Origin of the sequence: Aeromicrobium sp. PE09-221, from assembly GCF_002174305.1 — a bacterium.
Lineage (GTDB): Bacteria > Actinomycetota > Actinomycetes > Propionibacteriales > Nocardioidaceae > Aeromicrobium.
In genome coordinates, this window is the sequence record NZ_MIJB01000025.1 from 18,366 (window position 1) to 39,163 (window position 20,798).

The 20,798-nt window shown below is 67.7% G+C and carries 18 protein-coding genes; 13 read left to right on the forward strand and 5 right to left on the reverse strand.

The window, feature by feature from the left end; all coding sequences use genetic code 11:
* Positions 1-24 precede the first annotated feature (24 nt).
* From BHE97_RS13380 to BHE97_RS13430, 11 genes are all read left to right on the forward strand, one after another.
* Complete coding sequence (locus BHE97_RS13380) at positions 25-219, forward strand: ubiquitin-like protein Pup (RefSeq protein ID WP_087624551.1); 195 nt, start codon at positions 25-27, stop codon at positions 217-219.
* Positions 216-1,064, forward strand: coding sequence for a proteasome subunit beta (prcB, locus tag BHE97_RS13385; RefSeq protein ID WP_087624552.1), 849 nt, complete (start codon positions 216-218; stop codon positions 1,062-1,064). Before BHE97_RS13380 ends, prcB begins: the two co-directional genes overlap by 4 nt.
* A complete protein-coding gene (prcA, locus tag BHE97_RS13390) occupies positions 1,061-1,753 on the forward strand; it encodes a proteasome subunit alpha (protein WP_087624553.1) in 693 nt (230 codons plus the stop codon). The genes prcB and prcA overlap by 4 nt, the downstream gene beginning before the upstream one ends.
* Before the next feature lie 28 nt (positions 1,754-1,781).
* Entirely contained in the window at positions 1,782-4,751 is a 2,970-nt protein-coding gene (locus BHE97_RS13395) for a hypothetical protein (protein WP_087624554.1), read from the forward strand.
* 60 nt (positions 4,752-4,811) lie between these two features.
* The gene (pafA, locus tag BHE97_RS13400; protein WP_087624555.1) at positions 4,812-6,173 is read left to right on the forward strand and encodes a Pup--protein ligase; all 1,362 of its coding nucleotides are present in this window, start codon (positions 4,812-4,814) and stop codon (positions 6,171-6,173) included.
* A gap of 87 nt (positions 6,174-6,260) precedes the next feature.
* Complete coding sequence (locus BHE97_RS13405; protein ID WP_087624556.1) at positions 6,261-7,175, forward strand: FKBP-type peptidyl-prolyl cis-trans isomerase; 915 nt, start codon at positions 6,261-6,263, stop codon at positions 7,173-7,175.
* 13 nt (positions 7,176-7,188) lie between these two features.
* Positions 7,189-8,145 (forward strand): WYL domain-containing protein, encoded by a 957-nt coding sequence (locus tag BHE97_RS13410; protein WP_087624557.1) that lies wholly within the window; start codon positions 7,189-7,191, stop codon positions 8,143-8,145.
* The gene (locus BHE97_RS13415) at positions 8,142-9,101 is read left to right on the forward strand and encodes a WYL domain-containing protein (RefSeq protein ID WP_087624558.1); all 960 of its coding nucleotides are present in this window, start codon (positions 8,142-8,144) and stop codon (positions 9,099-9,101) included. Before BHE97_RS13410 ends, BHE97_RS13415 begins: the two co-directional genes overlap by 4 nt.
* An 8-nt stretch (positions 9,102-9,109) precedes the next feature.
* A complete protein-coding gene (locus tag BHE97_RS13420; protein WP_087624559.1) occupies positions 9,110-9,376 on the forward strand; it encodes a Sec-independent protein translocase subunit TatA in 267 nt (88 codons plus the stop codon).
* A 62-nt stretch (positions 9,377-9,438) separates the two neighbouring features.
* The gene (gene tatC / locus BHE97_RS13425; protein WP_087624560.1) at positions 9,439-10,251 is read left to right on the forward strand and encodes a twin-arginine translocase subunit TatC; all 813 of its coding nucleotides are present in this window, start codon (positions 9,439-9,441) and stop codon (positions 10,249-10,251) included.
* 31 nt (positions 10,252-10,282) lie between these two features.
* Positions 10,283-13,003, forward strand: coding sequence for a DEAD/DEAH box helicase (locus BHE97_RS13430; RefSeq protein ID WP_087624561.1), 2,721 nt, complete (start codon positions 10,283-10,285; stop codon positions 13,001-13,003).
* A gap of 24 nt (positions 13,004-13,027) precedes the next feature.
* On the opposite strand, the gene BHE97_RS13435 is transcribed toward BHE97_RS13430, so the two are convergent.
* A complete protein-coding gene (locus tag BHE97_RS13435) occupies positions 13,028-14,251 on the reverse strand; it encodes an HNH endonuclease signature motif containing protein (RefSeq protein WP_087624562.1) in 1,224 nt (407 codons plus the stop codon).
* Between the two features lie 266 nt (positions 14,252-14,517).
* Positions 14,518-15,432: a 5'-3' exonuclease gene (locus BHE97_RS13440; protein WP_170931422.1), complete on the reverse strand. Its 915-nt coding sequence runs from the start codon at positions 15,430-15,432 to the stop codon at positions 14,518-14,520.
* Positions 15,433-15,668: 236 nt separating this feature from the next.
* On the opposite strand from BHE97_RS13440, the gene BHE97_RS13445 reads away from it, so the two are divergent.
* Positions 15,669-16,754 carry a Xaa-Pro peptidase family protein gene (locus BHE97_RS13445; protein ID WP_087624563.1) on the forward strand — a complete coding sequence of 362 codons (1,086 nt, stop codon included), beginning with the start codon at positions 15,669-15,671 and terminating at the stop codon, positions 16,752-16,754.
* Positions 16,751-18,208: an apolipoprotein N-acyltransferase gene (gene lnt, locus BHE97_RS13450; RefSeq protein WP_087624564.1), complete on the forward strand. Its 1,458-nt coding sequence runs from the start codon at positions 16,751-16,753 to the stop codon at positions 18,206-18,208. The genes BHE97_RS13445 and lnt overlap by 4 nt, the downstream gene beginning before the upstream one ends.
* Here lnt and BHE97_RS13455 read toward each other — a convergent pair.
* Genes BHE97_RS13455 through BHE97_RS13465 form a run of 3 tightly spaced genes read right to left on the reverse strand, consistent with a single transcriptional unit; the run spans position 18,205 to position 20,697 of the window.
* Entirely contained in the window at positions 18,205-18,591 is a 387-nt protein-coding gene (locus BHE97_RS13455) for an RNA polymerase-binding protein RbpA (RefSeq protein ID WP_087624565.1), read from the reverse strand. The two genes, lnt and BHE97_RS13455, sit on opposite strands and share 4 nt — an antisense overlap.
* 34 nt (positions 18,592-18,625) lie before the next feature.
* Positions 18,626-19,936 carry an MFS transporter gene (locus tag BHE97_RS13460; RefSeq protein WP_236757686.1) on the reverse strand — a complete coding sequence of 437 codons (1,311 nt, stop codon included), beginning with the start codon at positions 19,934-19,936 and terminating at the stop codon, positions 18,626-18,628.
* On the reverse strand, positions 19,933-20,697 hold the full coding sequence (locus BHE97_RS13465; RefSeq protein ID WP_087624695.1) for a glycerophosphodiester phosphodiesterase: 765 nt from the start codon (positions 20,695-20,697) through the stop codon (positions 19,933-19,935). The genes BHE97_RS13460 and BHE97_RS13465 overlap by 4 nt, the downstream gene beginning before the upstream one ends.
* Positions 20,698-20,798: the final 101 nt, after the last annotated feature.

The following is a 20,798-nucleotide window of genomic DNA, read 5'->3' on the forward strand; positions in this document are numbered from 1 at the left end:
GGAGATTGGACTAAGGTGACGAACATGGCCGAGCATCAGCACAAGAGCACGCGCAAGAGCGCCGAGGAGACCGACGAGGTCGCCGAGACGACGGTCGATGCCGAGCGCAAGGAGAAGCTCGACGACGATGTCGACTCGATCCTCGACGAGATCGACGACGTGCTGGAGGAGAATGCCGAGGAGTTCGTGCGCAGCTTCGTCCAGAAGGGTGGCGAATGAGCGAGCGAGGCGGCCGATTGGACAAGGCCTTCGGCGCGGTCGGCAGTTCCTCCTTCACCGAGTTCCTGGCGAGCCACTCGCCGCAGCTCCTGCCCGGAGCGCAGGGGGTCACGGCCGGACAGCTCGAGGCTGCTCACGGCACGACGATCGTCGCGGCGACCTTCGAGGGAGGCGTCGTCATGGGCGGTGACCGCCGGGCCACCGTGGGCAATGTCATCGCCCAGCGCGATATCCAGAAGGTCTTCGCCACCGACGAGTACTCCTGTGTCGGTATCGCCGGTACCGCCGGGATCGCGGTGGAGATGACCCGCCTCTTCCAGGTCGAGCTCGAGCACTACGAGAAGATCGAGGGCACCACGCTGTCGACCGACGGCAAGGCCAACCGCCTCGCGGCACTCATCCGCGGCAATCTAGGCATGGCGATGCAAGGACTGGCCGTCGTGCCGCTCTTCGCCGCCTTCGATCTGGAGCGCGAGGCCGGTCGGATCTTCGCCTTCGACGTGACGGGCAACAAGAACGAGGAGCGCACCTTCCACTCGGTGGGCTCGGGCTCCACCTTCGCGCGCGGATCGCTGAAGAAGCTGTACCGGCAAGGGATGTCGGAGTCCGAGGCCGTCACGGCGGTGATCCAGGCGCTCTACGACGCGGCCGATGACGACACCGCCACCGGCGGTCCCGATCTGACGCGCCGGATCTTTCCGCTGATCTCGGTGATCACCGCTGACGGTTACCGTGCCTGGGACGAAGCCGCCACCGCACAGATCGCCGACGAGGTGATCGGCGGACGGATGCACCGTCCCGACGGCCCGGTCGCTCCGCTGACCGAGGGAGGGGAGTCGCGATGACCGCGCCGTTCTATGTCTCGCCCGAGCAGCTGATGAAGGACCGGGCGGATTTCGCCCGCAAGGGGATCGCCCGCGGACGATCCGTCGTGGTCATCCGCTATGTCGACGGGATCGTGCTCGTCGCGGAGAACCCGTCGCGTGCGCTGCACAAGGTCAGCGAGATCTACGACCGCATCGGGTTCGCCGCGGTCGGGCGCTACAACGAGTTCGAGAATCTGCGCATCGCCGGCGTCCGCCTGGCCGATATCCGCGGTTACTCCTACGATCGCCGCGATGTCACCGGCCGCAGCCTCGCGAATGCCTATGCGCAGACGCTCGGCACGATCTTCTCCTCCGGGGCGGAGAAGCCCTATGAGGTCGAGATCTTCGTCGCCGAGGTGGGCGACGATGCCACCGAGGACCAGATCTACCGGCTCACCTACGACGGCTCCGTGGCCGATGTCCAGGGGTTCGGCGTCATGGGCGGCCAGAGCGAGAATGTCGAGGCCTATCTGCGCGACCACTACACCGCCGACCAGGACCTCACCACAGCGCTGCGGTTGGCCGCGACCGCGCTGGGACAGGACGGCAACGGCGGCCGAACGATCCCCGCACAGGACCTCGAGGTGGCGGTTCTGGACCGCACCCGCACCCAGCCGCGCAAGTTCAAGCGACTCGCCGACCGGCAGGTGGCCGAAGCGCTGAGCTGATCGCACGACTGACCACTAGAATGCCGGAGTGATCTGGCGGTCGGCGGCATGTCTCGTGCTCTCGGCCCTCGTCGGTTGGCTCGTGGCCGGTCAGGTGTCCACCGTGCTGGATCTGCGTGTCGAGGAGGGCTCGACGATCCCTGAGGATCCCGTCGTCGCGGAGCCGGTGGATCCCGTCGAGGCTCCCGCGATCGTCTCCATCTCGGTCGATGACGACCCCGCGGTCGTCGAGGCCGCCGAGGTGCTCGGAGACGCGCTGCGCGCGCGTCAGCGTCCAGCCCCGCGCTGGGTGTCGGTCGCCGACGATCCGATGCTGACGGTCGAGGTCGACCAGGACGTCGAGCGCGAGAGCGAGGAGAGCTCGCGGCTCGTCGCGGTGGATGACGACCGCTGGATCCTGCGCGCCTCGTCCGCACGGGGGGCCGCCCAGGGACTGGTGGCCCTCGCCGACCGGATCCGTTCCGGGCGTGAGCCCTGGGTCACCGAGACGATCACCCCGGATCTGCCCACGCGCATGGTCGACTTCGGCGCGGTGGGTGTCCGGCCCCGCGAGTCGCAGTGGCGGGGCGGCGAGGACTACGGCCACGCCAGTCGCGCCTTCGAGGACGTCATCCTCGCGGAGCCTCCATATGTCGACACCGAGGCCCTGGAACGCCATCGCCCGGCCTTCGAGCGCTTCGTGCGCCAGTCGGTGGCCAACGGCTACAACGCCATGGCCGTTCCCGGATTCCTGGAGTATGTGCGCTTCGACGAGACCGCGGACGCCTCGGACCGCACGCACCGGGCGCGGGCGACCGCGATGCGCGATGCCTTCGGCCCGTGGTGGACGTATGCGAGCGATCGGGGCCTGGACGTCTACCTCCGTACGGACATGCTCGCGCTCCATGATCCTCTCGAACGCTATCTGCGCGCCCGTTTCGGCGGTCTGGAGACGAGCCTGCCCGCCTTCTGGGACACCTACGGGTCGGCCTTCGAGGAGATCTACGCGGCCATGCCCCAGCTGGCTGGAACTGTCATACGGATCGGCGAGGCCGGCGATGTCTACGATGTCGCCGGTCGCGACGAGCGGTCGGAGCTCGCCGTCACCTCCGTGGCGCAGACGCGCGCGATGCTGTCCGGGCTGCTCGCCGCCCACGAGCGTGCCGGACGCGATCTGGTGTTCCGGACCTGGAGCGTCGGTGTGGGGGAGGTGGGTGCGCTGCACACCGATCCCGAGGTCTACCGCCGGGTCTTCGACGGGATCGACAGCGACCGGCTGATCGTGTCGACCAAGTACAGCGAAGACGACTTCTACAGTCATCTCCCGCTCAACGCCACGCTGGGCGAGACCGGCCAGCGCCGCATCGTGGAGTTCCAGAGCCGCCGGGAGTACGAGGGCATGGGCGTGCTCGCCAATGACCTCACCGCTCTCCACGGCACGGCCCTCCAAGAGGCCGTCGCGGCCAACGACGGTATCGAAGGGGTCTGGACGTGGACGCAGGACGGCGGTCCGTGGCGCGCCGGACCGATGGCGCTGTACCTCGAGCGCGGCTGGTGGCCGCTGTACGACCTCAACACCTACGGCATCGGACGCTGGGCGCGCGACCTGGACGCGGAGCCCGGCGACATCAGCGGCGACTGGATCCGCTCGGCCGTCTCCCGAGTCCCGTCGACCCAGGAGGCGGTCGCCGAGGCCCTCGGGGCGTCGCGGAGCGCGATCCTCGACGGCCTGTATATCAGTGCCTTCGCGGAGAAACGTGTCCACGCCCTCGGCCTGCTGCCACCGCCGATGATGTGGATCTTCGAGTGGGACGTCCTGGCCGGCGACACCGCCACCTGGTCGGTGATCGGCACGGTGGTCGGCGACGATGTCAGGGAGGCCGTACAGGAGGGTCGCGATGCCGTGGCCACCGCGCGGACGATGCTTCGCCAGGTGCGCAGCACGCCGGCGAACAGCTGGAACGATGAGGCGAGTCACGCGAGCGCGACGCAGATCCTCGAATACGAGCTCTCGCTCCTGGAGATGCTGAGCTGGTTCCGTTCGACCGCCTTGCACCATGCGGCCTGGGTCCGCACCGGGGACGATGCCCATGCCGTCGCGGCGGATCGATCGCGAGAGCGGTACCGCGAGGCCCGCGACGCGCATCGCGAGACCTATGGCGACCGCGTCGACCTCCCGGCGTACAACACGGTCGCCGCCGATGCGGCGATGATCCGGCAGGAACGCGATCAGCTCATCGCGACCATCGCCTCGGTGCTGCTCGGCCTGGTGATCGGATGGCTCCTGTTGGGGGCCGTCGCCGCCCTCACTGGTCTGCGCGCCGGAGTCTTCGCGCTCGCTCGCTGGCATTGGAGCGGTCTCGTGCGGCCGTGGGCCGTTCGGCCAGATCACTCGGCATTCGCCCTCGGCGTCCTGCCGGGCATCGTGGTGATCGCGACGGAGGTGATGTGGGGATGGGGCCAGGCACCCGTGCACGCGGCCACGGTCGCGGCGTGCTGGCTGCTCGGGCTGACGACGCTTTCCCTCGTGACATCTCGGCGGTCGCGGCGCCGTTGGGCGGCGGCACTCGGCGGAGTCTCACTCGTGCACAGCGCGCTCGTGCTGTACGCCCTCAGCGGTCATGGACCCTCGGGCTATTGGGCCGTCGCCTGGACCGATGAACGCTCCCGGACGGCCTATGTGATCGCGACGATCGTGGTCGCCGGGTGGGCGCTGGCAGCCGTCGCGATGGCAGCACGACGGCGGGGCGCAGTGCTCGTCAGCCTCGGCGTGGTCGTCCTCGGCCTCGGCATCGCGTTGATCACGGTGGGCCTGGACCCGGCCTTGCGCACGTGGAGCGACGAACTCGGCATACTGCCGTGGACCCTCGCCCGGACTCTGGGCATCTCGACCCATCTGGGCATCCCCGCGTGGATCGTGTGGGTACCCCTCGCGGCCGGCGGACTGATCGGCATCGCCGGTATCGTCCGCCTCCGTGGCACCCGGCGCTCGGCGACCCGGGCACCGGCCGGTGGCTGACCCCGCGGACGGGGGGGCGTTATCCCGGCTCGCCTGGGCGGCGCGCACTAGGGTGAGTCCATGGAGCGGCGAATCTTCGGTATCGAGAACGAGTACGGCGTGACGTGCTCGTTCCACGGCCAGCGTCGGCTGTCTCCCGACGAGGTCGCGCGCTATCTGTTCCGGCGGGTGGTCTCCTGGGGCCGCAGCAGCAATGTCTTCCTGCGGAACGGGGCCCGGCTGTATCTCGACGTCGGATCACATCCGGAGTACGCGACGCCCGAGTGCGATGACGTCACCGAGCTGGTCACGCATGATCGCGCCGGCGAGCGCATCCTCGAAGGGCTGATGCTCGACGCCCAGGAACGTCTCCGCGAGGACGGCGTCGAGGGTGATATCTACCTCTTCAAGAACAACACCGATTCGGCGGGCAACTCCTATGGGTGCCACGAGAACTACCTCGTGGGGCGTGGCGGAGAGTTCACCCGGCTGGCCGATGTCCTCATCCCCTTCCTGGTCTCGCGTCAGATCATCTGCGGCGCCGGGAAGGTCCAGCAGACACCGCGCGGCACGGTCTTCTCCGTCAGCCAACGGGCCGAGCACATCTGGGAGGGCGTCTCCAGCGCCACCACCCGTTCGCGCCCGATCATCAACACCCGCGACGAGCCCCATGCGGATGCGGAGCGCTTCCGTCGCCTGCACGTGATCGTGGGGGACTCCAATATGAGCGAGACCACCACCTTGCTCAAGGTGGGCACGACCGACCTCGTCTTGCGGATGATCGAGGCCGGGGTCGTCATGCGCGATCTCACCTTGGAGAACCCGATCCGGGCGATCCGCGAGATCTCGCATGACATGACCGGTCGCCGCACCGTCCAGCTGGCCAATGGTCGCGAGCTGTCGGCTCTCGAACTGCAGAACGAGTACTTCTCCAAGGCGGCCGACTTCATCGACCGCGAGGGCATGCGCACGCCCACCACGGACCGGATCCTCGATCTGTGGGAGCGCACGCTCAAGGCGGTCGAGTCGGGTGACCTGTCGCTCGTCGATCGTGAGATCGACTGGGTCATCAAGTACCGGCTGTTGGAGCGTTATCGCGAGCAGCGGGGCCTGGCCTGGAGCGATCCGCGGGTCGCCCAGCTCGACCTCGCCTATCACGACATCCGCCGCGATCGAGGGATCTTCTCGCTGCTGGAGCGACGCGGGGCGGTCGCGCGCGTCAGTGACGATCTGTCGGTATTCCGTGCCAAGAGCATCCCGCCGCAGACCACCCGGGCTCGGCTACGCGGCGAGTTCATCACGCGCGCGCAGGAGAGACGTCGGGATTTCACCGTCGACTGGGTGCATCTGAAGCTCAATGACCAGGCGCAGCGCACGGTGCTCTGCAAGGACCCGTTCCGTGCCGCGGACGATCGCGTGCAGCGCCTCATCGACAGCATGTGAAGGGGCTCGGGTGCCACCTGCCGGTTGGGCGGTGCGGGCTAGGGTAGTGCTCGGCCCGCAGCTGTCCCCGAAGCGAAGGATCCCCACGTGCGCAAGTCTCTCGGTGTTCTCACGACGCTGATCGCCCTGCTGGCTGTATCGGCGTGCGGGGGAGGGTCCGGCTCCTCGCTGGACGATGTCGAGGTCTCCGGGGACGACACCCCGTCCATCGAGGTCCCCGAGGACTTCTCTGTCACCGAGACCACGAGCGAGGTGGTCGACGAAGGAGACGGCGAGGATATCGCCGAGGGAGACACCGTCAAGGTCAACTACATCGCGGTCAACGGCCGCACCGGCTCGGAGTTCGACAACTCCTTCGCCAACGAGCGTCCGATGATCCTGACCCTCAACGAGACGGCGCTGCCCGGTTTCACCAAGGGCCTGGAAGACCAGAAGGTCGGCTCCCGCGTGCTGATCGCCGTCACCGGCGAGGACGGAGCCTCGTTGCTCCAGGATCCCACCAATATCGGCCTGGAGAAGACCGACACGATGGTCTTCCTCTTCGACGTGCTCAGCAAGGTGCCCGAGTCGGCCGAGGGAGCGGAGCAGGAGCTCGCACCCCAGAGCCCCACGGTGGAGCACGACGATGACGGCAATCCCTCCGGTGTGGTGCAGGGCGACGGCCCGGCAGCCTTCGACGGCAAGGCGACATCCGAGGTGCTCATCGAGGGCGAGGGAGACGAGGTCGCCTCGGGCCAGACCATCGTCGTCCACTATGTCGGCTCCAAGTACCCGAGCGGCGAGGTCTTCGACGGTTCCTGGGAGCGCGGTGCGCCGAGCAACTTCCCGATCGGCCAGGGCCAGGTGATCCCCTGCTGGGACGAGACCCTCGTCGGTGCGAAGGTCGGCAGCCGCCTGCTGTTGGAGTGCCCGGTCGACACGGCCTACGGTGAGGACGCCGCCGCGCAGGGACGTCCCGAGGGTGATCTGGCCTTCGTGGTCGACGTCCTCGACGCCTTCTGAGATCCTCGGGTCCATGGCGCAGCGTAAGACCGAGAGGCTGATGAACCTCTTCTTCCTGCTGCTCGCGTCCAATCAGTACCTCACCAAGGATCAGATCCGGGGCGCCATCTCCGAATACCGCGATGCGAGCCCCGGCGCCTTCGAGCGCAAATTCGAACGCGATAAAGAGGAGCTGCGCGAGCTGGGCATCGTGATCGAGACCGGCAATCGCGATGCCTACTTCGACGACGAGCCCGGCTACCGGATCCGCCGCGACGACGCCGAACTGCCCGATATCTCCTTCACGCGCGAGGAGGCGGCGGTGGTCGGCCTCGCCGCCCAGGTATGGGACCGCGCCAGTCTCGCGAGCGAGTCGGCCACCGCGATCACCAAGCTCCGCTCGATCGGTGTCGACGTCGCCACCGACCAGCTGCGGATGGTCGAGCCGCGGCTGTCGACCCATGAGCCGGCCTTCGACACCGTCCTGGAGGCGGCGACCCGGCGTCAGCCGATCGCCTTCGACTATCGCAAGCCCGATGGTGAGGAGGCCCGCCGTGAGGTCGAACCCTGGGGCATGATCTCGGTGCGCGATCGCTGGTACGTGCTCGGCTTCGATCGCGATCGCGATGCCCCACGGGTCTTCCGACTGTCACGGATCCACGGGGAGGTCGCGACGCTGGGCGAGCCCGGCACGGTCGAGGTCCCGGCGGGCATCGACCTACGGGAGCTGGCGGGTGCGTTGCTGCCCCCGGAGCCCACGGAGGCGGCTGTGCTCCGGATCCGCCGTGGCCGTGCCAACAGCCTGCGACGTGAAGCTCGGGAGATCACCGGTGCCGAGGGGGAGTGGGACGTGGTGCGGGTTCCCTACGCCTCCACGCGAGTGCTGGCGAGCGAGGTCGCCTCGTTCGGACCCGATGTCGTCGTCCTCGAACCGGCCGAGCTGCGCGATGCCGTCATCGACCTCCTCCGAGCGGCGGTGAGCGGAGCATGACCACGTCGGTCCAGCGAGTACAGCGCATGCTCGCGATGGTGCCCTATCTGCAGAGCAATGCGGGTATCCCGGTCACCGAGGTGGCGGAGGCCTTCGGTGTGAGCGTCGCCCAGGTGACCAAGGACCTGTCTCTGCTCATGATGACCGGGGTGGGGGAGTACCACGGCGATCTGATCGATATCGATGTCGGTGCTCTGGAAGAGGACGGCGTCGTGTTCCTCCGCGATGCCGACTTCATGACCCGCCCACTCGCCTTCAGCGCCCGCGAGGCGTCGGCGCTCATCGTCGCGCTTCGGACGCTGCGGGACACGGCGACCGGCGACCAGCTGCCGGCCGTCGACGGTGCCCTCGCCAAGCTCGAGGGCGAGGTCGGCGCGCTCGCTCCCGTGGACGTCCGCCTCCCGCCGGTTGACTCCCGGATCAAGGACACCGTCCTGTCTGCCCATGCACACGGACATCGCCTCCACATCGTGTACGCCACCGAGTCGCGCGATCGGACCACCTCGCGCGATGTCGATCCGCACAAGGTGTTCACCGCTCGCGGCCAGCTCTATGTCAGCGGATGGTGCCATCTGGCCGAGGACACCCGGACCTTCCGGCTGGACCGCATCACCGAGGCGACCGAACTCGACACCCCCGTGGCGGTGCGGCCGAACGAGACGTCCGCCACGGTCGAAGCCGTCTTCGTGCCGGGCCCGGAGACACCTCACGCCGTGCTGGAACTCGCCCCCGAGGCCCGCTGGCTCATCGACGAGTACGATGCCGAGATCATCGACGAGGGCGCGGACGGCCGCGTGTCAGTGCGGTTGTACGGCACGGACGCGGCATGGCTCCGCCGCCTGGTGTTACGCCATGCCACGACGGTGCGCGTCCTCGAGCCCGCGGTCCTGCGAGCGGATGTGTCCGCCCACGCTCGGGCCGCGCTCGAGGCGTACACTGATGAGGTCACCGACTGAGGAGCATCATGTTCAGGCAAATCGGACCTACTGAGATCCTGGTGATCTTGGGCATCGTGGTCCTGCTGTTCGGCGGGCGCAAGTTGCCCGAGTTGGCCCGTGGATCGGGCCGTGCGCTGCGGATCTTCAAGTCTGAGATCAAGGCGGGCCAGGATGAGGACGACAAGCGCCTCGAGGCTCAGGCAGACGATGGCCGTCCCAAGGCCGAGGAGCAGCGCCCGCAGACCGTCGATCCGGCTGAGGTGACGCGCGACCATCGCACCGATCCGCGCTGACGGTGCTGAGACGCCGTGACCGCCGACCCCGTGCCGGTGCGGCGGCGGGTGCAGGTGGGCAGATGCCCCTCATGGAGCATCTGCGGGAGTTGCGCACCCGGCTGACCCGTGCACTGCTGTGCATCGTCCTCGGGGTGGTCGTCGCCTGGTTCCTCTACAGCCCCATCCTCGACCTGCTCACCCAGCCCATCGAGCGCGCACGTCCGGCGCTCGAGGAGCAGGGCATCTCGACCATCCTCAACATGGGTGGCGTCGGCGGGGCCTTCCAGTTCCAGCTCAAGACCTCGCTGATCGTGGGCCTCATCATCTCCAGTCCGCTGTGGATGTGGCAGATCTGGGGCTTCGTGCTGCCGGCATTGCACCGCCACGAGAAGATCTGGGCGATCGTCCTGACCGGCCTCGGTGCACCCCTGTTCATCGGAGGTGCGGTGGCGGCCTATTGGGTGCTGCCGACGGCGGTGGAGTTGCTGATCGGCTTCGTGCCCGAGGGCTGGGAGAATATCATCTCCGGGGCCGACTATCTGAGCTTCATCCTACGGATCATGCTGGTCTTCGGGGTCGCCGCGCAGATCCCTCTGATCGTGGTCCTGCTCAACCGCATCGGGGCGGTGTCGGCACGTCAGCTGGCGCGGGCACGCCCGTGGACCATCGTCGGCATCTTCATCTTCTCGGCGGTCGCCACGCCGACGGTCGATCCGCTGACGATGCTCTTCCTGGCGATCCCGATGACGCTGCTCTACCTGATCTCGGAGGTCATCGCCTGGCTCACGGATCGCCGTCGGGCGCGGCAACGGGACGAGGAGGCTGACGATGAGCAGGCCTCCAGGATCGATCCCGTGTCCGATGTCGACGAGCCCGATCGGCTCGATCCGTAGCGCCGATCGCCTCGCCCCGTAGGCTGGAGCCATGACGTCGTCCCCGGCCGAGCGATTCGCCCAGGCGAGGGCGGATCGCCGCTATCCCGAGCTGGCCCGCTTCCGCGATCTTTACAGCTTCGGGCTCGACGGGTTCCAGGTGGAGGCCTGTCAGCAGGTCGAGGACGGGCACGGCGTGCTCGTGGCCGCCCCCACCGGATCGGGCAAGACCATCGTGGGGGAGTTCGCGGTGCATCTGGCACTGGCCACGGGGCGCAAGTGCTTCTACACCACACCGATCAAGGCGCTGTCGAACCAGAAGTTCCACGACCTGCAGGACCGTTACGGTGCCGACAGCGTGGGGTTGCTGACCGGCGACAACACCGTCAACGGTGAGGCGCCGATCGTCGTGATGACCACCGAGGTCCTGCGCAATATGATCTACGCCGGCTCACGCACCCTCGACGGGCTCGGCTTCGTGGTCATGGACGAGGTCCACTATCTGGCGGATCGTTTCCGCGGCGCGGTCTGGGAGGAGGTCATCATCGGCCTCGCGGACTCGGTCGCGGTGATCTCACTGTCCGCGACGGTCTCGAATGCCGAGGAGTTCGGCGCCTGGCTGACCGAGGTGCGCGGCAATACCGTGACCATCGTGGAGGAGCGCCGTCCCGTCCCGTTGTACCAGCACGTCATGGCCGGCCGGCGGCTCCACCCGCTCTTCGAGCAGGACGGTCAGAAGGTCAACCACGTGCTCGAGCGGATGGCCCGCGAGGACTGGCAGCTTTCACGAGCACGCAAGGGCGGACGGCCCGGCAAGGGCCAGCGTCGTCCCCGTACCCGCTATCGCACCCCCGATCGCGTCGATATCGTGGAGAAGCTCGAGGCCGAAGGCCTATTGCCGGCCATCTGTTTCATCTTCAGCCGAGCCGGGTGCGCGGCAGCCGTGGAGCAGTGCCTTCATGCCCGGCTGATTCTCACCACCGACGAGGAGCGCGCGGAGATCTATCGCACGGTGGACGCAGCCACTACGCATCTGCCCGATGAGGACCTACAGGTTCTGGGATTCCATGACTTCCGAGAAGCACTCGGCCGTGGGATCGCGGCGCACCACGCGGGCATGCTCCCGACCTTCAAGGAGATCGTGGAGGATCTCTTCAGCAGGGGCCTCATCCGGATCGTGTTCGCCACCGAGACCCTCGCCCTCGGCATCAACATGCCCGCGCGCTCGGTCGTCATCGAACGACTCAGCAAGTGGAACGGTGAGACCCACGTGGACCTCACGCCGGGGGAGTACACCCAGCTGACGGGGCGTGCCGGACGCCGGGGCATCGATATTGAGGGGCACGGCGTGGTGCTGTGGCAACCTGGATTCGATCCGCGCCATGTCGCGGGTCTCGCCTCGACCCGTACCTATCCCTTGGTCTCGTCCTTCCATCCGTCGTACAACATGGCGGTCAACCTCGTGCATCAGGTCGGCCGCGCGCACGCGCGCTCGCTGTTGGAGCAGTCCTTCGCGCAGTTCCAGGCCGACCGGGCGGTCGTTGGTCTCAGCCGCCAGGTGCAGAAGGCCGATGAGGCCATCGAGGGATATCGCGAGGCGGCCAGTTGCGATCGCGGCGACTTCGGCGAATACATGGAACTGCGCCGTCGGCTCAAGGAGGTCGAGCAGCAGGGCTCGAAGGCCCGCAAGTCGCAGCGGCGTGCAGAGGTGGTGGAGTCGCTGCGCGGGCTGAAGGTCGGCGACATCATCGATGTTCCGGCGGGTCGCTGGGCGGGTGTGGCGGTCGTGCTGGATCCGGGCGCAGGGGGCGGTGAGGACGGCCCCCGACCGTATGTGCTGACCGCCGACCGTCACGCTCGACGGCTCGCGCTCGTCGACTTCCCGACTCCGGTCCAGGCGCGCGGCACCATGCGCATCCCCAAGTCCTTCAATGCTCGGCAGGCGCAGGCACGCCGTGATCTGGCGTCGACGTTACGCCAGCGGGCCGAAAAGACGGAGCATCTGCGTTCGGCATCCCCGGCTCGTGGGGGAGCGTCCGGTGAGGATCCCCGGATCACCGAGTTGCGCGCCAAGCTGCGTGCGCATCCCTGCCATGACTGCCCAGATCGGGAATCCCATGCGCGGTGGGCTGAGCGCTATCTCAAGCTCGAGCGGGACACTGCCTCGCAACGGCGTCGCGTGGAACGGCAGACCAACTCGGTGGCCCGGCAGTTCGACCGGGTGTGCGAGGTGCTCGACGACCTCGGCTATCTCGCCGGCGACGAGGTCACCCCGGCGGGGCAGCGGCTGCAGCGCATCTACAGCGATGTCGACCTCGTAGTCGCCGAGGGCATCCGGGCCGGTGCCTTCGACGGGCTCGACAGCGCCGAACTGGGCGCGGTGGTCAGCACACTGACCTTCGAGTCGCGTGTCGACGATGCGCCCGCGCCAGTGCTCCCCACGGGAGCGACCGTGGACGCGGTGCAACGGCTGCAAGGACTGACCGATGAGCTGATGCAGCTGGAGCGGGAGCACCGCGTACAGTTCCTCCGTCCCCTGGACGCGGGCTTCGCCCAGGCGGTGTGGTCGTGGTCGAAGGGATCGTCGCTGGATCTGGTCCTGCGCGACACGCAGATGGCAGCCGGCGACTTCGTCCGGGCGATGAAGCAGCTGCTCGATCTGATGGGCCAGATCGCCGACGCCGCCGGCCCCGGAGCCTTGCGCGACACGGCCCGCACCGCGCTCGACGACCTGCGTCGAGGGGTCGTCGCCTACAGCAGCCTCATGACCTGAGAACCTGACCTTCGACCTGCTCGGTCAGCTGGCGTGGGGGTAGGTCTGGTGGTGGAGGGCGCGTTGGTGGGCGAGGTTGCGTCGTCGTCGGTGGTGTGGGTGGCTGCCGGGTAGGGTCCGGTGGTGTCGGTCGGTGAATTCGTGGGTCTCGGGGTCGATGACCAGACTTCCGGCATGCACGTGTCGGTGGCATCGGGGACATAAGCCGATCAGATTCGCGAGGTCGGTCTTCCCGCCGTGTGACCACCAGATCACGTGATGGATGTGGATGACGGGTGCCCGACATCCCGGGGAGGCGCATTGGTGTCCTTGTCGGGCCAGGATGGCGGTGCGTTGTCGCGGGGTTGCGAGTCGGTGACTGCGCCCGACGTCGAGGATGCCGGTCTTGCCTGCGGTGGCGATGGGGGTGAGGTCGGCTTCGCAGAGCATCTCCTGCAACTGGCGGACACCGATGTTCCCGAATCCGATGAGTTCACCGGTCCCGGCATCATCCATCAGAGTGGTGGCGTCGACGGTGAGGGTCAGGTGCGGGCGGACGCCCTTGTCCCCGGGCAGGCCATTGCTCAGCACCGAATCCAGCAGTGTTTCGAGGCCGTCGACCCGCCGCTGCGCGCCCGTACGCGGATCCTGCGCACCGGCAGGCGCAGAGAGAGACTGCAAGAGCGTGTTGAGTTTGGCGCCGGTGGTCGAGTTCACGAACCCGTTGATGTGCCAGCCGTCGAGGACGGGGTTGACCTGAATATCCTCACGCGCCATCCCATCGATCCACGCCTGATCCAACTCATCGGGATACACCGCATCACGAAGAGTCCGGACCACCTGCCGCAGAGCCGAGGGTTCATTCGTGACGGCCACGTCCAAGAGTTGAGGCAGCAGGTCGCGTGTGTGCGACGCCCCCACATGGGTGACCGAGTAACTGAGGTGTTTGATGTGTTCGAGCGAGACCTTGCCAGCCGAGGCGAGCTCGGCGGCCTCGGGGATCTGTTTCAGGGTCACACCGGCTCTGACCAGCTCATTCGCCCGCCGCGTGCCGACCCGCAGCTGATCGCGCAGCCAGGCTTTCACCGAGCTATACCCCTCGGCCTCGTGGTCGAGGGTCTCGGACATCTCGGTCACGAGCTGGGCCTTGGCGGCATCGATCGCATTGCTCGCCTCTTCGAGCGCCCGCAGAGCATTCGTACTCGGAGGGAATGCATCCAGCAGTGCTGCGGTGTCCCGTAGCCGCTGCGCCAGATCCCCCGAACTCACACCCCCACCCTATCGAGCACATGTTCGAGCATCAAGGGAGGGTGGCGGCCTTTTCGCTGGTTCTCCGGGGAGAAACGCAGGATGTGACTCTGTGGTTGCCCTGGCTGCCACAGAGTCACATCCTGCGTCCAACCCCGGAAGAGAGCGGTGAGACGCGCACCCCTCATTACGATCGAGACGTGCCTACCCCACCGCCACCGCGAGGCCGCCAGCGCAACGGCGCATCTCAGGTGCCGTGCGGCTGCCTCGCCTCGCGATGTCTCAGTTCACGTGCGGACCGCGAGGACCCGGTCGGCCGAGCCGCCGAGACCCCAGGTCTGGGCGAAGTCGGTGAACTCGGCGATCTGCTCGCTCGTCAGCTCCGGGAGGGCCGACGGGGGAGTGAGGTCGAGGTCATCGCGAACGCGTACCACACGGACGGCATTGGCGATGTACGCGGACGAGTCCAGCAGCGACCGTCGCGGGCGGGGCTTGATGGAGCTCGTGTCATCGGCCGCAGCGGCCGCGATCGATTCGAGATCACCGAACTCGCCGAGCAGGGCCGCCGCGGTCTTGTCTCCGATGCCCGCCACCCCGGGCAGACCATCGGAGGCGTCCCCGCGCATCACCGCGAAGTCGACGTACTGGTGCGGCTCGATGCCGTACCTGTCCCGCACCCATGCGGCATCCACCACATCGTGCTTGCCGACCCCGCGGGCCGTGTAGAGCACCCGGATCCCGCGGGAGTCGTCGACGACCTGGAACAGATCGCGGTCGCCCGTGACCACGTCGACCGGTCCGTCCCAGCGATGCACGAGCGTGCCGATGACGTCATCGGCCTCCGCTTCAGCGGCTCCGACCACCGGGATGCCGAGCAGCCCGAGGGCCTCGGCGATGAGCGGGACCTGCGGCGCGAGCCCATCGGGGGTCTCCTCCACGTCCACGCCGCTCGTCTCCTCCTCGACCCGGTGCGCCTTGTACGAAGGGAGGAGGTCGACACGCCACTGCGGCCGCCAGTCGTCGTCCCAGCACGCCACCATCGCCGCTGGCTCATACTGCGTCGCCAAGGTGGCGACGAAATCGAGAAGGCCCCGGACGGCGTTGACCGGAGTGCCGTCCGGGGCCTTCAGCGAGTCGGGTATGCCGTAGAAGGCACGGAAGTAGAGACTCGCGGTGTCCAGCAGGATCAATCGACCGGTCATGGTCGTCGATCCTAGTTGGTTGATGTATGACCCGACCGGAGGTACCGGGCCCACTCGGTGAGGATGGTGCCGTCGAGCCAGTACGTGCCGTCATAGGTCGACGTGCCTCTCACGCAGGATGTGTCTCCGTGGTCGTCATAGCAGCCGCCACGGCACATCCTTCGTGTAGTCCGCGACGCTGAGATTGGCGACGGCAGTGGTCAGAGAACCACCGTCGAGTCGATAGGCTCGGGGACGTGACCGATCGTCTCGCCCGTGCTCAAGCCCTCCTGTCCGATCGCGGCGTCGATGCGCTCCTGGTGACCCCGGGTGCCGATCTTCGCTATCTCACCGGATACCACGCGCTGCCGCTCGAGCGGCTCACCTGCCTGGTGCTTCCGGCGCGCGGCGAGGCGAGCCTGGTGGTTCCCCATCTGGAGCGTCCCGCGGCCGTGGCGGCGGGTGTCACGCTGCCGATCGCCACGTGGCAGGAGACCGAGGATCCCTTCGCGCTCGTGGCACGCCTCGTCGGTGACGCCGAGGTCGTCGCGCTCGACGATCACATGTGGGCCGCCAGGGTCTTCGCGCTCGGTGCGGCGATCCCGGGTGCCGACCAGGTGCTCGGAGGCGAGATCGTCGCGGAGCTGCGCATGCGCAAGGAGCCCGCCGAGGTCGAGGCCCTGCGCGCGGCCGGGGCCGCGATCGACCGCGTCCACCGCCGTATGGGCGAGTGGTTGCGTGCCGGGCGCACGGAGCGCGAGGTCGGCGAGGACATCGCCCGCGCCATCCTCGCCGAGGGACACGTGTCGGTCGACTTCGTGATCGTCGGCTCGGGGCCCAACGGCGCCTCACCACATCACGAGCTCTCCGATCGCGTCATCGAGGCGGGGGACCCGGTCGTGATCGACATCGGCGGCACCACGGCCGAGGGCTACTGCTCGGACTGCACCCGCACGTATGTGGTGGGTGGCGAACCCGATGAGGAGTTCGTGGCGCTCTATGACGTCCTGCAGCGCGCCCAGACGGCGCAGCGGGAGCACGCGCGTCCTGGGGTGACGGCCGAGTCGGTCGACCGGATCGGTCGCGAGATCATCGCCGGTGCCGGCTACGGCGAGCTCTTCGTGCATCGCACGGGACACGGCATCGGCCAGGAGACGCACGAGGAGCCGTACATCGTCGAGGGCAACGCCCGTCTCCTCGAGCCCGGCATGGCCTTCTCGATCGAGCCGGGCATCTACCTCGATGGACGCTACGGCGCACGCATCGAGGACATCGCGATCTGCACCGATGACGGTGTGGAGGTCGTCAACACGACATCGCGGGATCTCGTGCGTCTGCCGTGAACGCGCTGCTCGCGATCGCCGGCTCCGGGCTGGCCGGCATCATCGCGTCGACCGCTTTCGCGCCCTGGGACATCCCGTGGATCATGGTGCCAGCGGTCGCCGCGTGGCTGTGGTTGCTGCGCCGGATGGCGTCATCGCGACGTGTCACCGTCCTGCTGGCCGGCTTCGCCTTCGGCTGGGGGTACATGGGGCCGCTCATCTGGTGGATGAACGCCGTCGACCCGGCCGCATGGGTCGCGCTCGTCATGGCGCAGGCCCTGTTCTATGTGCTGATCGCCTGGGCCTTGCGCGCCGTGCTGCGCCTGCCCGGCTGGCCGTTGTGGGCTGCGGCCGTCTGGATGGCCGGTGAGAGCCTACGCGGGGCGATCCCGCTGTCGGGCTTTCCGTGGGGCCGTCTTGCCCACACGACGATCGACACGCCGATGGAATCGTGGGTGCGCCTCGTCGGCATGCCCGCCACCACCTTCGTCCTCGTGGTCATGGCGTCGCTGCTCGTGCTCGTCGCCGAACGACCCCGTCGCGTGCTCCCGGCCGCGGTCGCCGGCGGCGCCCTCATCCTCTGGGGCGCCCTGCTCCCGGTGGGCCTGGCCGGGGCGGGAGACACGCATCGCGTGGCTGTGGTGCAGGGCGGAACCCCCGGTCCCTTCCTGCAATGGCCCCGTGGCGAGATCTTCGAACTCCATGTGGAGGCGACCGCCGAGATCGACGAGCCGGTCGACATGGTCCTCTGGCCCGAGAACGCGATGGACATCGATCCGCTGACCGAGGCATGGGCCGGCGATCGTCTCAGCGAGGCCTCGCGGGAGGTGGGCGCACCTATCCTCGCCGGGGGCATCCTCAACGGCCCCACGTCCACCACGGCCTACAATGCCGGCTTCGTCTGGACCCCGCGGGGACACCAGGAGACCTACGTCAAGCGCAAGCTCGTACCCTACGGAGAGTACGTGCCGTTGCGCCAACAGCTGGGTGACCTGGTGCCGAGGATCGACCGCGACATCCCCCGGGACATGCTTCCCGGGGACGAGCCCGGCGACCTGAGGATCGGCGGGGCGGTCATCGGTGACACGATCTGCTGGGACATCGCCTATGACGGCATCGTGCGCGAGGCGATCGGGGGAGGTGCTGAGTTCCTGGTGGTCCAGACCAGCAATGCGAGTTTCGAGGGGACCTCGCAGCTGCGTCAGCAGTGGAATATCTCGCGGCTGCGGGCTATCGAGACCGGCCGTTACGTCGTCGTGCCGTCAACCAATGGCATCAGCGGAGTCGTGACACCCGACGGCGAGGTCGTCGCCGAGGCGCCCCTGCTGGAGTCCTCGGTCATGATCGAGGACATCACCGGAGCCACCGGAACGACACCAGCCCAGCGACTCGCCGCTCCACTGGAGGGGCTCATCGCCGGGCTGGCATTGGTCGGCGTGGTGGTGGCCTGGCAGGCCGGCCGGCGACGGGGTTAAGCGGTCTTCTTCTTGCTCCCCGAGCGCCGGTGCAGGTGCGGGGGACCGATTTCGCCACCGCGCAGAAGCTCCAAGCGCTCGCTCAGGAGGTCCTCGAGCTCGTCGACCGAGCGACGCTCGAGCAGCATGTCCCAGTGGGTACGGATTGGCTTCTCGTCCTTGTCCTCGCCCGAGGTATCGGCACCGACCAGGCGGCCCATCTGCCCGGACTTGGGATCCTCCCATTCACCGGGGATCTCCGCTTCCTCCGACATCGTCACGGTGAAGGTGCGGCCATCGGCGAGGGCGTACTCGACCTCCTGGCGCGGAGCCATCTCCACGCCGCGCTCGTCTTCGAAGCTCTGGGCACCGAGTCGGGCGCCTCGCAGTGCTCGTTCAGCCATGCTCGCGTTCCCCTTTCGTGGTCGTCTCTACCTATCAACGTACGCCATCGCCGTGAGATTCCCCTGAGAAGCGATCTTCCTCCGCGCTCCTCAGCTCGGGGATTCGCGAGAGGAGGACGAGACCGACGCCGAGGACGACCATGATTCCCAGGATTCCCCAGCGATCCGCCCCGCCGATCAGCACGAACAGCCCGAAGAGGCTAGGCGCCATGAAGGAGGCCGCCCGCCCGGTCATCGCGTAGAGCCCGAAGTTCTGACCCTCCTTGCCGATTCTGGTTGCCCGGGCCAGATAGGTGCGCGACGCCGCCTGCGCGGGGCCGACGAACAAGCAGAGGGCGAGGCCGAAGATCCAGAACATCAGCGGACCGCTCACGAACAGCAGGACGACCGCGACGACGAGCATCGACACGAGGGACGTCACGACGACTCGCCGCGACCCCCAGCTGTCGTCGAGATAGCCGGCGACCCAGGCTCCTGCGGCGCTCACGACATTGGCGGCGATGGCGAAGAGGATGACATCGGCGGCGTCGATGCCGTAGACACTGACCGCGAGGATCCCGCCGAAGGTGAACACCCCGGAGAGGCCGTCTCGGTAGAACGCACTCGCGATGAGGAACTTCAGCACATCGCGATCGCCGGCCCACATCGCCTTGAGCTCACTCCAGAGCACGCGATAAGACTCGATGAAGCCCACATCGGCGCGGTCGGGAGTGGCGCTGGCCGGCAACTCGGGGACGGCGAAGAACAAGGGGATCGCGAAGACGAGGAACCACCCCGCCGCGACCAGCGCTACGAGCCGGATATTCCACCCGTTGTCGGTGGAGAGACCGAGCACGCCGCCGTCGCCGGCGATGAAGCCGAAGTAACAGATCAACAGTAGGACGATGCCGCCCAGATAGCCGAAGGCCCACCCGATACCGGAGATACGGCCGATATTGTCCGGTGTGGAGACCTGGCGCAACATCGCGAAGTACGGAACCTGCGCCAGTTCGAAGGCAATCGACGCCAGGGCCACGAGCAATAGGCCGAGCCACAGGTAGTGGTAGTCGTCCTCGACGAAGAAGAGCGCCGCGGTGAGCACGACCACGCTACCGGTCAGCAGCGCGAGGGTGTGTTTGCGCCGGCCCCGGGCATCGGCGCGCTGACCGAGAGCGGGCGCGGAGATCGCGATCACGAGGGCGCCGGCGCCGATCGCCCAGCCGTACCAGGTGCTCGCGGCGATCGGCCCGGGGAGATCGTCGCCCACGCCCTCGACGAGATACACCGAGAAGACGAAGGTGAGGATGACGGCGTTGAAGGCCGCCGATCCCCAGTCCCAAAGGCTCCAGGCGATGACCTTCTTCATGGCCCCTCGTTCCATTCACCGCGCTCGATGAGCACGTCCTTGAGCAGATCCGTCCGATCGCTCATGATCCCGTCCACCCCGAGATCCAGCAGTCGATGCATCTCCACGGGATCGTCGATGGTCCAGACATGGACCTGGATACCCGCCGCATGTGCCCTCCGGAGGAACCGTCGGGTGACGATGGGCACCGAACCCCTCGCGACGGGTACCTGCAGACAGTCCACCCCCGACGGGATGCCGAGGCCGATCACCATCCGCGCGACCTGACGCGATGAGGCGCTGAAAGTTGCGCCAGGGAGCCGTGATCGCAGGGCGTTGAGACGCTGGTGCGAGAACGAGGCGAGACAGACCCTGTCTGTCGCGTCGAGCCGCTCGATCACCTGGCAGGTGGGCTCGATCGCATCGCCGGACTTCACATCGATATTGAAACGGGCCTCCGGCAGGGCCGTCATCAGGGCGTCGAGACGCACGATCGGCTCCCGGTCACCGAGCAGCATGGCATCGAGCTCGGCCGAGGTGAGATCGCCGATGGCCCGCTCATCGCCCGTCAGACGGGTGAGACGGGCGTCGTGACAGGCGTAGGCGACCCCGTCGCGAGTAGCGCGCGTGTCGGTCTCGAGATAGCGGTACCCGAGCTCCACGGCGTGACGGAAGGCCGCGAGTGAGTTCTCGATACCCGCATTGCCGGCCGTGTGGGCCCCTCCGCGATGAGCGAAGGCCAGGGGAGTGGGGGCGTCAAGGTAGGGTGACCGTCGGTTCACGACTCCCACGCTAGGGGAGTTTCGCTACGCAGGGACGACGCCTCGCCGTCACTTCCTCGGGTCCGGGAGGTAGACCGTCAACCTCATCGGGCGGGCGATGG

Coding starts and splice junctions, on each gene's coding strand:
- BHE97_RS13420 (WP_087624559.1), top strand. CDS start 9,110: ATGTTCAGGCAAATCGGACCTACTGAGATCCTGGTGATCTTGGGCATC.
- BHE97_RS13440 (WP_170931422.1), bottom strand. CDS start 15,432: ATGACCGGTCGATTGATCCTGCTGGACACCGCGAGTCTCTACTTCCGT.
- BHE97_RS13415 (WP_087624558.1), top strand. CDS start 8,142: ATGACCACGTCGGTCCAGCGAGTACAGCGCATGCTCGCGATGGTGCCC.
- BHE97_RS13380 (WP_087624551.1), top strand. CDS start 25: ATGGCCGAGCATCAGCACAAGAGCACGCGCAAGAGCGCCGAGGAGACC.
- BHE97_RS13460 (WP_236757686.1), bottom strand. CDS start 19,936: ATGAAGAAGGTCATCGCCTGGAGCCTTTGGGACTGGGGATCGGCGGCC.
- BHE97_RS13455 (WP_087624565.1), bottom strand. CDS start 18,591: ATGGCTGAACGAGCACTGCGAGGCGCCCGACTCGGTGCCCAGAGCTTC.
- prcA (WP_087624553.1), top strand. CDS start 1,061: ATGACCGCGCCGTTCTATGTCTCGCCCGAGCAGCTGATGAAGGACCGG.
- prcB (WP_087624552.1), top strand. CDS start 216: ATGAGCGAGCGAGGCGGCCGATTGGACAAGGCCTTCGGCGCGGTCGGC.
- BHE97_RS13410 (WP_087624557.1), top strand. CDS start 7,189: ATGGCGCAGCGTAAGACCGAGAGGCTGATGAACCTCTTCTTCCTGCTG.
- pafA (WP_087624555.1), top strand. CDS start 4,812: ATGGAGCGGCGAATCTTCGGTATCGAGAACGAGTACGGCGTGACGTGC.
- tatC (WP_087624560.1), top strand. CDS start 9,439: ATGCCCCTCATGGAGCATCTGCGGGAGTTGCGCACCCGGCTGACCCGT.
- BHE97_RS13430 (WP_087624561.1), top strand. CDS start 10,283: ATGACGTCGTCCCCGGCCGAGCGATTCGCCCAGGCGAGGGCGGATCGC.